Origin of the sequence: Pseudomonas sp. MIACH, assembly GCF_001269925.1 — a bacterium.
Taxonomy (GTDB): Bacteria; Pseudomonadota; Gammaproteobacteria; order Pseudomonadales; family Pseudomonadaceae; genus Aquipseudomonas.
Map to the genome: position 1 here is coordinate 55,086 of NZ_LHVO01000028.1, position 14,811 is coordinate 69,896.

Genomic DNA, 14,811 nt, shown 5'->3' on the forward strand with positions numbered 1-14,811 from the left:
AAACACATGATCCCAGTAATCCTTTCCGGTGGTAGCGGCTCACGTCTTTGGCCGCTTTCCCGTAAACAGTTCCCCAAACAATTCCTGGCCCTGACCGGCGAGCACACGCTGTTCCAGCAAACCCTGGAACGCCTGGTATTCGAAGGCATGGACTCCCCGATCGTGGTCTGCAACAAGGACCATCGCTTCATCGTCAATGAGCAACTGAGCACCCGTAAGCTGGAGTGCCAGCGCATCCTGATGGAACCCTTCGGCCGCAACACCGCGCCGGCCGTGGCCCTGACCGCGATGATGCTGGTCAACGAAGGTCGTGACGAACTGATGCTGGTACTGCCGGCCGACCACGTGATCGACGACCAGAAAGCCCTGCAACGCGCCCTGGCCCTGGCCACCGTGGCCGCCGAGCGTGGCGAGATGGTGCTGTTCGGCGTGCCGGCCACCCGTCCGGAAACCGGTTATGGCTACATCAAGTCCACCAACGATTCGCTGCTGCCCGAAGGCGTAAGCCGCGTGCAGCAGTTCGTGGAAAAACCCGATGAAAAACGCGCCGTCGAGTTCGTCAAAAGCGGCGGTTATTTCTGGAACAGCGGCATGTTCCTGTTCCGCGCCAGCCGCTTCCTGGAAGAGCTGAAAAAGCACGATCCGGACATCTACGACACCTGTGTGCTGACCCTGGAGCGCAGCGTGCAAGATGCCGACACCGTGACCTTCGACGAAGCCACCTTCGCCTGCTGCCCGGACAACTCCATCGACTACGCCGTGATGGAAAAAACCCAGCGCGCCTGCGTGGTGCCGTTGAGCGCCGGTTGGAGCGACGTGGGTTGCTGGGCCTCGCTGTGGGCGGTCAACGATAAAGACGCCAACGGCAACGTCACCAAGGGCGACGTGGTGATCCAGGACAGCAAGAACTGCATGATCCACGGCAACGGCAAACTGGTGTCGGTGATCGGCCTGGAAAACATCGTGGTGGTGGAAACCAAGGACGCGATGATGATTGCCCACAAGGACAAGGTCCAGGGCGTCAAGCAGATGGTCAACACCCTCAACGAACAGGGCCGCAGCGAAACCCAGAACCACTGCGAAGTCTATCGTCCGTGGGGCTCCTACGACTCGGTGGACATGGGCGGCCGCTTCCAGGTCAAGCACATCTCGGTCAAGCCGGGCGCGTGCCTGTCGCTGCAAATGCACCACCACCGCGCCGAACACTGGATCGTGGTCAGCGGCACCGCCGAAGTCACCTGTGACGAGAACGTGTTCCTGCTCTGCGAGAACCAATCCACCTACATCCCGATCGCCTCGGTGCACCGCCTGCGCAACCCGGGCAAGATCCCGTTGGAGATCATCGAAGTGCAATCGGGCAGCTACCTGGGCGAAGACGATATCGAACGTTTCGAAGACATCTACGGGCGCTCGACGCCGGTTGAACGTGGCGTTTCGGTGAAAACTATCGCGCAGTAAAACAGTCGTAAAAAGAAGCCCTCGCCCAGCCCATTGCGTCCCCTATCCGCAGTGGGTTGGGTGGGGGCTTTTTGTTTGGGATTTGCGCTGGCTGTGAGGGCCTCATCGGGGGCAAGCCCCCTCCCACATTTGAATGTATTCGCAGGTCAAAGGCGGGAGGGGGCTTGCTCCCGATGAGGCCCGCACGCCCACCACAGCACTCAAGGTAGCCAATCCCACCTACGCTTAAGTTAGGATGCTCGTTCCCTATTCGAGGTGGTCTCCATGTTCTTCGGCGTTCTCCTGATCATCACCTGGCTGATCCTCCTGCTGCGCTACCCGGCCAAGGCCCTTCCGGTTTCCCTTGCTGCCTTGGCAGGCCTGGGTTGCGTGGCCGTCTGGGTGGTCTGGCTGGACAGCCGCGAAGCCTCGCAACTGGCGCGCCTGGAACTGCGCATCAGCTACGCCCCGCAGGACTGCCCTGCCGACCGCCCATTGAAACTGACCCTGAATAACGGCAACGACGTACCGCTGACCGAACTGCGCTGGCGCGTCGCCGCCTATGCGCCAGGCGACACGGTCAACCTCGCCGATAACGTCTATGCTGCCCCCCGCTATCGCGGCCCCGGCGAGTTACAGGCCGGCGCCACTTGGGACGATTGCCTGCCCACCCCGCCCCTGCGCCCCGGCTACCGCCCGCAAACCCTGGAATTTCGCGCCGAGCACCTGCAAGGCAGTTTCTCGGACTGACAAAGGACTGATGCATGCCCAATGTACTGATCACCGGTTGCTCCAGCGGTATTGGCCGTGCCCTGGCCGATGCCTTCAAGTCCGCCGGTTTCAACGTGTGGGCCAGCGCCCGCCGCCCGGAAGACGTCACCGCCCTCGCCGCCGCGGGTTTCAATGCAGTCGAACTCGACGTCAACGACAGTACCGCTTTACAGCGCCTGGCCGAACAACTGGGCGAGCTGGATGTACTGGTCAACAACGCCGGCTACGGCGCCATGGGCCCGCTGCTCGATGGCGGCACCGAAGCGATGCAGCGCCAGTTCGAGACCAATGTATTTTCCATCGTCGGCGTGACCCAGGCACTGTTCCCGGCCCTGCGCCGCAGCAAAGGCCTGGTGGTGAATATCGGCAGCGTTTCCGGCGTCTTGGTCACGCCGTTTGCCGGTGCCTACTGCGCCTCCAAGGCGGCGGTGCATGCGCTGAGTGATGCATTGCGCATGGAGCTGTCACCCTTTGGTATCCGCGTAATGGAAGTGCAGCCCGGCGCCATCGATACAAGCTTCGCAAAAAACGCCGGCGCCCAGGCCGAACTGTTGATCAACGAAAAATCCCCGTGGTGGCCATTGCGCGATGGTATCCGCGCCCGTAGCCAGGCCTCTCAGGACAAGCCGACACCCGCCAGCGTGTTTGCAATGGATGTGCTCAAGGCGGTGCAACAACCACAGCCGCCGCGCCTGTTGCGTTCGGGTAATGGCAGCCGGGCGTTGCCGTTGATGGCAGCGTTGTTGCCCAAGGGGCTGCTTGAGACGGTATTGAAAAAGCGTTTTGGCTTGAACGGGGTGTTGTAAGCAACCGTGAAGCCCACCTGCCAAAACCTTGGATGAGTGCCATAATCGCCGCCTGCCTCTAGACACTGACTGGCCCCACAAGGGTAATACGATGGAAATCAGAAAAATTCGACTGAATAACGTCGGTCGTTTTACCGACTTGGAAGTCGCCTTTGCGCCTACCGAAAACCATGCGTCGAAGGTGACGGTGTTTGTGGGGAATAATGGCGCGGGGAAGACGACGATTTTGAAGTCGATAGCCACATCTTTTAGTTGGTTAGTGGCGAGAATTCGCTCAGAGAGAGGCAGCGGAAGCCCAATTGCAGAAGACGATATAAGTAACGGAGCCACTTCAGCATCAATCACCATTGATATCAGTGCCATCTCTCATCCAGCGGTGCACCTATCAACCGTTTATTCGTGGACTCTTGCACGTACGCTACGATCGCGTAAATCCAAGCTTGAAAGCGCGCTTGCAAACGTTACGTTACTCGCCGACTTTTTCCGTTTTCACCTGGGTCTGGTCGACGAAAGCGCTGCATTGCCACTCATCGCCTTTTATCCCGTAGAAAGATCCGTAAACGACGTTCCACTGAAGATAGGGAAGTCTGATCAACTTTTTGACCAGTTTGATGGTTACGAGAATGCACTAAACGGTGGAGTAGATTTTGGCCGTTTTTTTCAATGGTTTCGTGAACGAGAAGATAGCGAAAACGAGCGGGGTATCTCGTTTGAAACCTTAAAGCACTTTGAGACCTCCCTCCCTGATTCGGAAGCTAAAATAATTTCTGAATTACGGGATATGCACATCGCTTCTCGCGACATCCAACTAACGGCCGTTCGCCTCGCGATCGAAGCATTTATGCCTGGATTCAATAACCTAAGAGTTCAACGTAAACCTCGATTGCATATGGCTATCGATAAAGCAGGTAAAACACTCGTCGTTTCTCAGCTCTCTCAAGGCGAAAAATCCCTGTTGGCACTTGTCGGCGATATTGCCCGTCGTCTAGCGATTATGAATCCGTCACTTGAAAACCCTCTGCACGGGAATGGCATTGTCCTAATCGACGAAGTTGACCTCCATCTGCATCCTCAATGGCAACGCCGCCTGATCCACCAACTCACCGAAACCTTCCCCAACTGCCAATTCATCCTCACCACCCATTCCCCACTGGTGATCAGCGATACCAAGGACGTCCTGTGCTATGTCCTTGACGACGGCGAATTGGAAGAACGCAACGGTCTCTACGGTCTCGATGCCAATCAGGTGCTGCTCAGTGTCATGGACACCGATATACGCAACAGGGAGGTTCAGGCTCGTCTCGATCGCTTGCTGGACCTGTTGCAAGACAAAAAATTGAAAGAGGCGAAGACCCTTTTTAAAGAACTGTCCGCAGAACTTGAACCTGGCCACCTCGAACTGACCAAAGCCTCTCTCCTGATTCGCAAGCTGGAGTTACGCAGTGCGTAAGATCACCAAAGGAGATGAGCCGGCAGCCCTGACACAATGGAAGCGTACGCACCCGAACGGCGGCTATACAGATTTAAGCCCCGAAGAAAGAACCAGTATCCGCGAAGCCTGTATCGAAGAACAACATGGCCTATGTGCGTATTGCTGCCACGGAATCACATCAGGCAGCGCCCACAACGAACATGTTGAGGCCAGGCAAACAGCACCACACCGTTCGTTGGACTTCTCTAACATCGTTGCCAGTTGCAACCGCAACAAGCAGTGCGGCAAAGCACACGCCCATCAGGTTTTGCCGCTTACATCCTTGATGAATGAGTGCGAAACCGAGCTGAAATTTTATCTGTCCGGTCGTGTGGAAGGCTTGACTCCCAGAGCAGCCACGTCCATTCAAGTACTGAACCTTGGAAACAGTCGTGAAAACAATCGCGCCCTATTCGGCGCCAGAAAGTCCATCCTGGATGCACTGCTCTATGACAGCGGTATGGATGGCGATGACCTTGAAGTCGCCGATTTCGACTTGTTGATGCTGCTAAGGGAAGAGCTGCAACAACCCGACGCCAACAACCGCCTGAAACCGTTCGCCCCCGTTCTGGTGAATGTAATTCGCCAGTTAAGCACCTGATAACGAGTACACCATGATCGACTACAGCGACTTTTTCGAAGAAGTCATCCAAACCCACGTCGAGATCGAGCAATGGTTTGCCGGTGTTGCGCCAGAAGGCACCCTGCAAAGCCTGCTTGCGCGCTTCTCGCCGGAGTTCAGCATGATCGCCCCCGCCACCGGCACACGCGTCAATGCAGCCGGGGTCAACGCGCTGTTCACTCGCCTGGGCGGCATGCGCCCAGGGTTGAAGATCACCTTGAGTGAAATGACCGGGATTGACCGACATGCACGCGGGGCCACGGTGACTTATCGCGAGCATCAGATCGATGCCAGCGGCACCCGGACGGACCGCCGTGCCACCGTGGTGTTTGAGAAACAGGCCAGTGGCGCACTGCTGTGGCGTCATCTGCATGAAACATTTATCAAGGCCTGACTCGGTCAAATGTGGGAGGGGGCTTGCTCCCTCCCACATTTCAGTTCGGCGTTTGGTTAACGATCACCGTGCAGGTAATCCCCGCCGCCAATAACACCCCCTCCGGCACTTCATCAATATGAATCCGTACCGGCACGCGCTGGGCCAGGCGCACCCAGTTGAAGGTCGGGTTCACATCGGCGATCAGCTCGCGACTCTCCGGGTTGTCGCGGTCGTAGATGCCGCGCGAGATGCTTTCTACGTGCCCCTTCAACGTCTCGCCGCTCATCAGCTGCATGTCGGCTTTGTCACCGACTTTCACATGGGGCAGCTTGGTTTCTTCGAAGAAGCCATAGACCCAGAACGAGTTCATATCGACCACGGCCATCTTGGCTTCGCCTATGCGTGCGTAGTCGCCGCGATGCACGTTGAGGTTGGTGACGTAGCCGTCCACCGCCGCCACAACCTGGGTGCGTTTCAAGTTGAGTTCGGCCGCTTCGAGTTGTGCCAGCGCGTGCTGGTAATCCGCCAGGGCCGAATCGGCGATGTTGCTGGCGTCGTCGCGGTTTTCCTTGGAGATCACCAGGGCGTCGAGGTCGGCGCGGCGGTGGGCGTTGACCTTGCGCATTTCCCAGGTGGCTTTGCGCGAGGCGACCAGGGACTGCGCCTGCTTGACGGCGATGCGGTAGTGCTCGGGGTCGATCTGCATCAGCAGGTCGCCCTTCTTCACCAACTGGTTGTCGCGCACCGGCACGTCGACCACTTCGCCGGTGACGTCGGCTGCCACGTTGATGATGTCGGCGCGCACGCGGCCGTCGCGGGTCCACGGGGTTTGCATGTAGTGCACCCACAACGTGCGGCCAATCCAGATCGCCAAAGCCAGTCCCAGCAAAGTCGCGAGCAGGCTGAAAAACTTTTTCATCGGGGCATTCTCAACGGTAGACGGTCAGCGCCAGGGCACCGAACAGGCAAACGAACAGGCTCAGGCGCAGCAACGCCGGGTGCCAGAAAAAACGGTACAGGTCGAACCCGGCCAGGAAGCGGTCCAGGGCCCAGGCCAGCACGGCCGCGATCAGGAACATCAGGGTCATGGTCGGCATATAGAGGCCGTGGAAGGCGATTTCACGAGGCATGCGGGGCTCCTTTGAGGGCCGCCAGTGGCGATTGCGGGTCCAGCAGCGAGGTGCGGATAAAGTGCAGGTAGCTTTTCACGCGGCGCAGGGCCGAGGTGTCGAAGTGCGGGGCGAAGGGTTCGTCGGTGGCCTGCACGCGGCTGATCGCGTGGTCGACGGCGATCAGGCCGCGCTCCAGGTTGCTGGCGCTGGGTTGCAGGAACAGTCGCACCAACGAGCGGCCCATCACCCGGATTGCCTGGCGCCAGGGCTGGGACTCGGCGTAGGCGGGGTGCACCGGCAGGATCGCCTGTTCCTTGCGCAACTCGATGATCGCGTGGCCGACTTCCAGCACCACGAACATCCAGCGCAGCAGGTCGCGTTGCACTTGCGGCTGGCCGACAGCGAGGCCGTAGGCCTGGTGCAGCAGGTCACGGGTGCGGCTTTCGAAGCTCGACGCCAACCCCTTGAGCTTGCCGCTGATGGCATACACCACCTGCTCGCGCAGGTCCTGCTCCAGGCGGCGCCACAGCCAGCGGCTGTTGGGCGGCAGGATGATCGCTCCCGCCGCCGCGCACACCAGCATGCCAATGATCATGGCGATGTAGTCGTTGATAAAGGTGTAGGGGTTGTAGACCGTGAGGTTGTCCGGCACCGAGCCGGTGCTGAAGAAAATCAGCAGGCCCACGCCCACACCGGCGTATTGCGGACGTGAGGCGAGGAACGCACCGAGGATGATCACCGGCGCAAGCATCACGCACAGCAGCGGGAAGCCGTCGATCCACGGGAACACGAAGAACATGTCGACGAAACCCACCAACGCGCCGATCAAGGTGCCGCAGGCCATCTGGAAGGCCATGCGCTTGGGGTTGGGTGTGGCGGCGGACAGGCCGACGGTCGCGGCGGCGATCAGGGTCATGGTGGCGCCGCTGGGCCAGGCCGTGGCCACCCAATAACTGCCCAGCACGATCAGGATGAACGACGCGCGAATCCCCGAGGCGGCGCAGGCCAGCCAGTTGGTCTTGGGGCTGAAGGTTTCGTCCCATTGCTCCCGTGCATGGCTGTGATCGGCCAGGGAGGCATGGGTTTGCGCGTAGTTGTGCAGGTCATCGACGAAGCGGTAGAGCAGCTCATAAGCGGTGTGAAAATCCAGCTGCTCGGCCTCACTCGGATTGCCCTCCTGGAAGCTCGCCCGCAGGCTGCGCACCTTGGCGGGCAGGCTGTCCTTGTAGGCACTGAGTTGGTTGACCAACCGCGCGGCATCGGGGCTGGTGAGGGCGCGACCGGAGAAACCGTCGAGCACTTCGGCCAGGTCCTGCAGGCCGGGTTTGATCGCCGCCACCACATGATCCGCGGAATCCGTGCGCAGGCGTTCGAGCAACTGGTGCAAAGCATTGAAGCGCGTGGTGATGCTCATGAACTCGCTGTTGAGGCGACTGAGCCGACCGTTGCGCCGGCGCATATGCGGGTCTTCGAACACCGTGAGGCTGCGCAGCCCTTCCAGGCCCACGGCCTCGGCGATAAAGCGCACGTTGCTGGCCTCGAACCCTTCACGTTGGCTGCGCCCGCGCAGGCCGTCGGTGACAAACAGCGCGAACACGCCAAAGCGCTGATAGAGCGCATTGCGCATGGCGGCGCTGGAGGTCTGCGGCAGGATCGCCGCGCTGACCAGCGTGGAACACAGGATCCCCAGGGAAATTTCCAGCACCCGCCACACCGCTGCCATAAAGGCGCCGTCCGGATGGGCCAGGGCCGGCAGGCCGACCATCGCGGCCGTATACCCCGCGAGCACGAACCCGTAGGCGCGGAAGTTGCGGTTGCGTGTCGCGCCAGCGGTGCAAATGCCGACCCAGATCGCCAACGCCCCCAGGAACAACTCGGTGTTCTGCGCAAACAAAGCGATCAACAACACCATCACCGCCGACCCCGCCAGGGTGCCGAGGAAACGATAGAAGCTCTTGGCGAACACCTGGCCGCTCTGCGGTTGCATCACGATAAACACGGTGATCATCGCGGTGCGTGGTTGCGGCAGCTCCAGGCGCATGGCCAGCCACAGCGTGAGGAACGCGGCGATCAGCACCTTGAAGATGTACACCCAGGTCACGCCGTCGCTGCGTGCCCAGTCGAAAAAACCACGGCGCCACTCAAGGGAATGCAGCCAGCGCAGCGGTGCAGGCATCGGAGTCATTAAATCCTACTCAGTGACCAAACTATTCAGTGATAAAACACGGCAAGCGCCGCCGGGGTCTTGCTCGGGAGGGTCTTGGCGTCTTGCGGCTGGTCGTTGCCGGCGTCGAGACCGCCACCCAGGGCGGTCACCAGTTCGGCATGGGCACCAAGCCGCGCGGCCTGTACCTGTTGCTCGATCTGTTGTTGGCGAAACAGCAAGGTCTGGGCGTTGAGCACATTGAGGTAATCGGTGAGGCCACGCTGGTAGGCGATCATCGCGATGTCGTAGGTCTTCTGCGCCGAGGCCACCGACTGCGCGGCAAATGCGGCTTGCTTGTCCATGGACTCGCGGCGGATCAACTGGTCGCTGATGCCCTTGAGCGCATTAACCAGGGTCTGGTTGTAGCGCGCCACGGCGATGTCATAGCCGGCGCTGGCTTCACCCAGCTCTGCACGCAGGCGGCCGCCGTCGAAGATCGGCAAGGTGATGGCCGGGCCGACGCTATAGTTGAATTTCTTGCCGGCGAGAAACGCCAGCATGCCGCCGCCGGTGGCCATGTAGCCGAGGCTGCCGACCAGGTCGACGTTGGGGTAGAAACCGGCGTGGGCGACATCGATGCCACGGGCTTGCGCCGCGACCTGCCAACGGCTGGCAACCACATCCGGGCGCTGGCCGAGCAATTGCGCGGGTAGGCTTGAGGGCAGTTTCAGGGGGGCGGCAAGGGACAGCGTCGGACGCTGCAAGGTGGCCCCCTCCCCCGGACCTTTACCGGCAAGCGCCGCCAGCTGGTTACGGCTCAGGGCGATTTCTTCGTCCAGGGCATCCAATTGACGATGGGTTTCCGGCAGCGGCGTTTCGGCCTGGCTCACGTCGAAATGGGTGCCGATCCCGGCGTCCAGGCGTTTGTTGGCCAGGTCGAGGATCTGCTGTTGCTGGGCCAGGGTCGCTGCGACGATATCGCGGTTGGCGTAATGCAACGACAGCTGGATATAGGCGCGCACCACGTTGTTCTGCAGTTCGAGTTGGGCCTGGCGTGCTTCGGCGGCGCTCATGTGGGCCAGGTCGACGGCACGTTCGGTGGCGTTGCTTTCGCGGCCCCACAGGTCAAGGGCGTAGCTCAGGCCCAGGGACGCATTGTTGTCCCAGGTGTTGGCACCGCTCAATTCACCAGGGCCGTAGAACTGATCCTTGGGCCAATTGTGGCGTTTGAGGGTGGTATCAGCGTTGATCTGCAGCGACTCGGCAGACTCGGCAACCCCGGCCATGGCCCGCGCTTCTCGCACCCGCGCGGCGGCCATCGCCATGCTCGGGCTGCTTTGAGTGGCGAGTTCGACCCAGCGATTGAGCTGGGGGTCGCCGTAGGCCTGCCACCACTGCGCGGTGGGCCAATGGGCGTCCTGGGCGGCGCTGCGGATCGCTTCGTCGGTGACCAGGGTAGTAGCGTTGAGGGCCTGGCCTTGGGGGGCGATTCCTCCGGTTCCGATGCAGCCGCTGATTGCTAACGATAAAGCGCAAACGCTGAGAGCCTTCAGCGCTCGGTTAATGAGAGTCTTCAGCTCTCTGCTGATGCGACGCGGCACGGCGAACGAATTCCTGAGGTGGTGTTGCGGGGGGAGGTGGCGCAATTCTAGGCGGCGCCATGGAGGACGATAAGCTGGCATTCCTGTGAATCTTTGTTACCGTTCAAGCGATAATCCGTTGGTAGGGATCACTGGACGGCGTAACTTTCTGTCACAATTTGGCATCTCCCCTGAGAACTCTCCATGGACACTTTGCAAAACATGCGCGCCTTCAGTTGCGTGGCCGAAGCGGGCAGCTTCACCGCCGCCGCCGCGCAACTGGACACCACCACCGCCAACGTCTCGCGCGCGGTCTCCAACCTTGAGGCCCATCTGCAAACCCGCTTGCTCAATCGCACCACCCGCCGCATTGCCCTCACCGAGGCAGGTAAACGCTACCTGCTGCGCTGCGAGCAGATCCTGGCCTACGTCGAAGAAGCCGAAGCCGAGGCCAGCGACGCCCACGCCCGCCCCGCCGGGCAGCTGAAAGTGCACACCATGACCGGCATCGGCCAGCATTTCGTCATCGACGCGATTGCCCGCTACCGCCGCACCCACCCGGACGTGACCTTCGACCTGACCCTGGCCAACCGCGTACCGGACCTGTTGGACGAGGGCTACGACGTGTCCATCGTGCTCGCCAGCGAACTGCCGGACTCGGGTTTTGTCTCCCAACGCCTGGGCATCACCTACAGCATCGCCTGCGCCTCGCCGGACTACGTCAAGGCCAAGGGCTGCGCGCAAAGGCCCCAGGACTTGCTCAACCACGCCTGCCTGCGCCTGGTCAGCCCGGTGATCCAGTTGGACAAGTGGACCTTCAACGGTCCCGAAGGCCAGGAAAGCGTGGCGATCAATACGTCGCCGTTCCTGGTCAACTCGGCCGACGCGATGAAAACCGCGATCACCAGCGGCATGGGCGTCGGCCTGTTGCCGGTCTATGCGGCCATCGAAGGCCTGCGCAACGGCACATTGGTGCGGGTCATGCCCACCTATCGTTCCCAGGAGCTGAACCTGTACGCCATCTACCCGTCGCGCCAATACCTGGATGCGAAGATCAAGACCTGGGTGGAATACCTGCGCGGCTCGTTGCCGGAGATCCTGGCGGCGCACCAGGCGGAGCTGGTGGCGTATGAGTTGAGCGGCAGCCTGAGTGGTGCGCGGCTGGCTAATTGAGTAACACATGCCAGGGCGCTTCTCTGGAAGCGCCAGGCATGTGTCGGCATTGGACGATGTTCCGCCCTACACGCTTTATTCAACGTCAGTAACTTTACTGTAGCGCTCCATCCTTGTTGATAACGAGATCCAAAGAGTCCAACCGGAACACATAATCACCCGTTTTACGCGTATTTATCACTTGAGTTTCTCCCGCAACACGACCCGTCTCTATCTCTTTAGTGTCTTTTGTAAAGCACTCCGCTCTAACACTGCAAAATTTAACGGGTTCTCCCTTTTCGTAATCGTACGACTGACTCATCGGTCGCGGATCATAAGTACGCTTATCAAAAGGATCCATGGCAACTATATTGCCAGGCCTTGTGATACATGTTCTGGAAGCGCTGCTCTTCAACCATTGATCTATACAATCTTGATCAGTGAAACCTTTATCGGCCAGTACCGCTGAGTTTGAAAGCCAGGCGATCAAACCAAACACTAATAAATACCTCATGATTGCTCACTCCTGAAGAGTTCCACTTCCCCCTCTTTCGCAAATAGCCTGCAATAAAAATACTGCGCTTAACACTGTTAGATTTCACAGTTTCTCAGCGCAATTGATAATACCCAGCGAGTCCATTCGTTATATACAGCACGCCGTCCAGACACTGACGCCGCTGTCTGCAGGTGCAAGCTTGTGGTGTTGCGTGGAGGGGATAAATGTTAGCGTGCTTGGCATTCTCCCGTAGTCGATGAGCCCGCCTGCAATGAAAAAGACCGTCCTCGCCTTCAGCCGTGTCACCCCGCAAATGATCGAACGCCTGCAACAGGATTTCGAGGTGATCGCGCCCAATCCCAAGCTGGGTGATATCAACGCACAGTTCAATGAAGCCCTGCCCCATGCCCACGGCCTGATCGGTGTGGGTCGCAAGCTGGGCCGCGCGCAACTCGAAGGCGCGAGCAAGCTGGAGGTGGTGTCCAGCGTGTCGGTGGGCTACGACAACTACGACGTGCCGTACTTCAACGAGCGCGGGATCATGCTCACCAACACCCCCGACGTGCTCACCGAAAGCACCGCCGACCTGGCGTTCGCCCTGCTGATGAGCAGCGCGCGCCGGGTGGCCGAGCTGGACGCCTGGACCAAGGCCGGCCAGTGGAAAGCCAGCGTCGGTGCGCCACTGTTTGGCTGTGACGTGCATGGCAAGACCCTCGGCATCGTCGGCATGGGCAATATCGGCGCAGCCGTGGCCCGTCGCGGGCGCCTGGGCTTCAATATGCCGATCCTGTACAGCGGCAACAGCCGCAAGACCGAGCTGGAACAGGAGCTGGGCGCGCAGTTCCGCAGCCTCGACCAGTTGCTGGCCGAGGCGGATTTCGTCTGCCTGGTGGTGCCGTTGAGCGACAAGACCCGCCACCTGATCAGCACCCGCGAATTGGGGCTGATGAAGTCCAGCGCGATTCTGATCAATATCTCCCGTGGCCCGGTGGTGGACGAGCCGGCGCTGATCCAGGCCCTGCAAAACCAGACCATTCGCGGCGCCGGGCTGGATGTGTATGAGCAGGAGCCGTTGGCCGAATCGCCACTGTTTCAGTTGAGCAATGCGGTGACCCTGCCGCACATCGGCTCGGCGACCCATGAAACCCGCGAAGCCATGGCCAACCGCGCGTTAGACAACCTGCGCAGCGCCCTGCTCGGCCAGCGTCCACAGGACCTGGTGAATCCGCAGGTGTGGAAGGGCTGAGACGGGCCAAGCCCGACACAAAATCGGGTTAAAGCCTGGCTCTCCCGAGTCGATAACCTTCAATAGAAGTTCGTCATCCCTGATCCTCAGAAGGTTTTTATGTCCACCACCAAAGCCCGCGCAGACTCACTCTCACTTCTGCTCTTTACCTTGCGCAGCGGCAAACTCATGGCCATCAACCTGCTGAAAGTCAGTGAAATCATCCCTTGCCCACCGCTGACCAAGCTGCCGGAGTCCCATCCGCACGTCAAAGGCATCGCCACCCTGCGAGGCAACTCGTTGGCGGTGATCGACCTGAGCCGTGCCCTGGGGGAAATGCCCCTGGAGGACCCGGACGGCGGTTGCCTGATCGTCACCGACGTGAGCCGTTCCAAGCAGGGCCTGCATGTGCAGGCGGTGAGCAAGATCGTGCACTGCCTGACCACCGATATCCGCCCGCCACCCTACGGCTCCGGCGGCAACCGCGCGTTTATCACCGGGGTAACCCAAGTGGAAGGCGGCCTGGTGCAGGTGCTGGACATCGAAAAAGTCATCCACGGCATCGCCCCGGCACCGATTGAAGCGGCGCCTACCGACCTGACCATGGAAGAGGCTGAAGTGCTCGGCAATGCGCGGATCCTGGTGGTGGATGACAGCCAAGTCGCCCTGCAGCAATCGGTGCACACCCTGCGCAACCTCGGCCTGACCTGCCACACCGCGCGCAGCGCCAAGGAAGCCATCGATGTGCTGCTGGAGCTGCAAGGCACGGCCGCGCAGATCAATGTGGTGGTGTCGGACATCGAGATGTCCGAAATGGACGGTTACGCCCTGACCCGCACCCTGCGCGAAACCCCGGATTTCCAGGATCTTTACGTGTTGCTGCACACCTCTCTGGACAGCGCGATGAACAGCGAAAAGGCACGCCTGGCCGGTGCCAACGCGGTGCTGACCAAGTTCTCCTCACCCGAACTGACCAAATGCCTGGTGGTAGCCGCTCAGACCGTGGCGCAACAAGGCCTGTAACCGGTGGCTGAGTATTTCCAACTGCTGCGCCGCGACCTCACCGGCAGCCTGCCTGCGCCGCAATGGCCGGCCCATACGCAGTTGGATCATTACAGCGACCACTTGGCCCCGGCGATCCATGCGGTATTGCGCATGACCCAAGAGCAAGGGGGTGGCCGCGTCCCTCATCTGCCAACCTGGCAGCAGCAATTCGTCACCGATGCCGAATTCGATCCTACGCTATGCCTGGTGGCCAGCAACGGCGATGGCATTCTCGGGGTGGCGCAGTGCTGGACCAGCGCGTTTATCAAGAACCTGTCCGTGCATCCTTGCGCTCAAGGTCAAGGCTTGGGCCGGGCGTTGTTGTTGCACTGCTTCCAGGTGTTCAAGCAACGTGGCGAACCCTATGTCGACCTCAAGGTGCTGGAAAGCAACCTGCGCGCTCGGCAACTGTACGAAAGCGCAGGCATGGTCTTTGTGTTGCGGGATGTGGTCGCCGAGGACTGACAGGCGCTGGCGCATAACTTGCTTCCAGAGCAGCACCACGGTGGATAGAGGTAAAAACCCGTCACCGTAATTGCGTGCCCTCTGACCTAGCCCGGTGACAGATCCGCC

At 60.3% G+C, this 14,811-nt stretch carries 15 protein-coding genes; 10 read left to right on the forward strand and 5 right to left on the reverse strand.

Annotated elements, in window-relative coordinates; genetic code table 11:
* Positions 1–6: 6 nt before the first annotated feature.
* The 6 genes from AD670_RS10370 (at position 7) to AD670_RS10395 (ending at position 5,501) form a co-directional block, all read left to right on the forward strand.
* The gene (locus tag AD670_RS10370; RefSeq protein ID WP_053131371.1) at positions 7–1,458 is read left to right on the forward strand and encodes a mannose-1-phosphate guanylyltransferase/mannose-6-phosphate isomerase; all 1,452 of its coding nucleotides are present in this window, start codon (positions 7–9) and stop codon (positions 1,456–1,458) included.
* A 264-nt stretch (positions 1,459–1,722) separates the two neighbouring features.
* The gene (locus AD670_RS10375) at positions 1,723–2,187 is read left to right on the forward strand and encodes a hypothetical protein (RefSeq protein ID WP_053131374.1); all 465 of its coding nucleotides are present in this window, start codon (positions 1,723–1,725) and stop codon (positions 2,185–2,187) included.
* Positions 2,188–2,201: 14 nt separating this feature from the next.
* Entirely contained in the window at positions 2,202–3,014 is an 813-nt protein-coding gene (locus AD670_RS10380; RefSeq protein ID WP_053131377.1) for an SDR family oxidoreductase, read from the forward strand.
* A 91-nt stretch (positions 3,015–3,105) separates the two neighbouring features.
* Positions 3,106–4,464 (forward strand): AAA family ATPase, encoded by a 1,359-nt coding sequence (locus tag AD670_RS10385; protein ID WP_053131380.1) that lies wholly within the window; start codon positions 3,106–3,108, stop codon positions 4,462–4,464.
* Complete coding sequence (locus AD670_RS10390; RefSeq protein WP_053131382.1) at positions 4,457–5,086, forward strand: retron system putative HNH endonuclease; 630 nt, start codon at positions 4,457–4,459, stop codon at positions 5,084–5,086. The genes AD670_RS10385 and AD670_RS10390 overlap by 8 nt, the downstream gene beginning before the upstream one ends.
* A gap of 13 nt (positions 5,087–5,099) precedes the next feature.
* A complete protein-coding gene (locus AD670_RS10395) occupies positions 5,100–5,501 on the forward strand; it encodes a hypothetical protein (protein ID WP_053131384.1) in 402 nt (133 codons plus the stop codon).
* A gap of 40 nt (positions 5,502–5,541) precedes the next feature.
* Here the strand turns inward: AD670_RS10395 and AD670_RS10400 are convergent, their stop codons facing one another.
* Genes AD670_RS10400 through AD670_RS10415 form a run of 4 tightly spaced genes read right to left on the reverse strand, consistent with a single transcriptional unit; the run spans position 5,542 to position 10,342 of the window.
* Positions 5,542–6,402, reverse strand: a complete 861-nt coding sequence (locus tag AD670_RS10400; RefSeq protein ID WP_053131388.1) for an HlyD family secretion protein — start codon at positions 6,400–6,402, stop codon at positions 5,542–5,544.
* A gap of 10 nt (positions 6,403–6,412) precedes the next feature.
* Positions 6,413–6,613, reverse strand: coding sequence for a DUF1656 domain-containing protein (locus AD670_RS10405; RefSeq protein WP_053131390.1), 201 nt, complete (start codon positions 6,611–6,613; stop codon positions 6,413–6,415).
* Positions 6,603–8,780, reverse strand: coding sequence for an FUSC family protein (locus AD670_RS10410; protein WP_053131392.1), 2,178 nt, complete (start codon positions 8,778–8,780; stop codon positions 6,603–6,605). The genes AD670_RS10405 and AD670_RS10410 overlap by 11 nt, the downstream gene beginning before the upstream one ends.
* A gap of 26 nt (positions 8,781–8,806) precedes the next feature.
* Positions 8,807–10,342 (reverse strand): efflux transporter outer membrane subunit, encoded by a 1,536-nt coding sequence (locus AD670_RS10415; RefSeq protein ID WP_053131393.1) that lies wholly within the window; start codon positions 10,340–10,342, stop codon positions 8,807–8,809.
* A gap of 183 nt (positions 10,343–10,525) precedes the next feature.
* On the opposite strand from AD670_RS10415, the gene AD670_RS10420 reads away from it, so the two are divergent.
* Entirely contained in the window at positions 10,526–11,494 is a 969-nt protein-coding gene (locus tag AD670_RS10420; RefSeq protein WP_027604744.1) for a LysR family transcriptional regulator, read from the forward strand.
* Positions 11,495–11,588: 94 nt separating this feature from the next.
* On the opposite strand, the gene AD670_RS10425 is transcribed toward AD670_RS10420, so the two are convergent.
* Positions 11,589–11,987 carry a hypothetical protein gene (locus AD670_RS10425; RefSeq protein ID WP_053131395.1) on the reverse strand — a complete coding sequence of 133 codons (399 nt, stop codon included), beginning with the start codon at positions 11,985–11,987 and terminating at the stop codon, positions 11,589–11,591.
* A gap of 253 nt (positions 11,988–12,240) precedes the next feature.
* Between AD670_RS10425 and AD670_RS10430 the strand changes: the two genes are divergently transcribed.
* From AD670_RS10430 to AD670_RS10440, 3 genes are all read left to right on the forward strand, one after another.
* Positions 12,241–13,215 carry a D-glycerate dehydrogenase gene (locus AD670_RS10430; protein ID WP_053131398.1) on the forward strand — a complete coding sequence of 325 codons (975 nt, stop codon included), beginning with the start codon at positions 12,241–12,243 and terminating at the stop codon, positions 13,213–13,215.
* 99 nt (positions 13,216–13,314) lie between these two features.
* Positions 13,315–14,217 carry a chemotaxis protein CheV gene (locus AD670_RS10435; RefSeq protein ID WP_053131401.1) on the forward strand — a complete coding sequence of 301 codons (903 nt, stop codon included), beginning with the start codon at positions 13,315–13,317 and terminating at the stop codon, positions 14,215–14,217.
* Positions 14,218–14,220: 3 nt separating this feature from the next.
* Positions 14,221–14,703 (forward strand): N-acetyltransferase, encoded by a 483-nt coding sequence (locus tag AD670_RS10440; RefSeq protein ID WP_053131403.1) that lies wholly within the window; start codon positions 14,221–14,223, stop codon positions 14,701–14,703.
* The last annotated feature ends 108 nt before the right edge of the window (positions 14,704–14,811 follow it).

Bases quoted from the DNA above. Each gene is read 5' to 3' on its own strand.
- AD670_RS10435 (WP_053131401.1), top strand. From the start codon at position 13,315: ATGTCCACCACCAAAGCCCGCGCAGACTCACTCTCACTTCTGCTCTTT.
- AD670_RS10380 (WP_053131377.1), top strand. From the start codon at position 2,202: ATGCCCAATGTACTGATCACCGGTTGCTCCAGCGGTATTGGCCGTGCC.
- AD670_RS10400 (WP_053131388.1), bottom strand. From the start codon at position 6,402: ATGAAAAAGTTTTTCAGCCTGCTCGCGACTTTGCTGGGACTGGCTTTG.
- AD670_RS10410 (WP_053131392.1), bottom strand. From the start codon at position 8,780: ATGACTCCGATGCCTGCACCGCTGCGCTGGCTGCATTCCCTTGAGTGG.
- AD670_RS10430 (WP_053131398.1), top strand. From the start codon at position 12,241: ATGAAAAAGACCGTCCTCGCCTTCAGCCGTGTCACCCCGCAAATGATC.
- AD670_RS10370 (WP_053131371.1), top strand. From the start codon at position 7: ATGATCCCAGTAATCCTTTCCGGTGGTAGCGGCTCACGTCTTTGGCCG.
- AD670_RS10420 (WP_027604744.1), top strand. From the start codon at position 10,526: ATGGACACTTTGCAAAACATGCGCGCCTTCAGTTGCGTGGCCGAAGCG.
- AD670_RS10405 (WP_053131390.1), bottom strand. From the start codon at position 6,613: ATGCCTCGTGAAATCGCCTTCCACGGCCTCTATATGCCGACCATGACC.
- AD670_RS10385 (WP_053131380.1), top strand. From the start codon at position 3,106: ATGGAAATCAGAAAAATTCGACTGAATAACGTCGGTCGTTTTACCGAC.
- AD670_RS10395 (WP_053131384.1), top strand. From the start codon at position 5,100: ATGATCGACTACAGCGACTTTTTCGAAGAAGTCATCCAAACCCACGTC.
- AD670_RS10375 (WP_053131374.1), top strand. From the start codon at position 1,723: ATGTTCTTCGGCGTTCTCCTGATCATCACCTGGCTGATCCTCCTGCTG.
- AD670_RS10425 (WP_053131395.1), bottom strand. From the start codon at position 11,987: ATGAGGTATTTATTAGTGTTTGGTTTGATCGCCTGGCTTTCAAACTCA.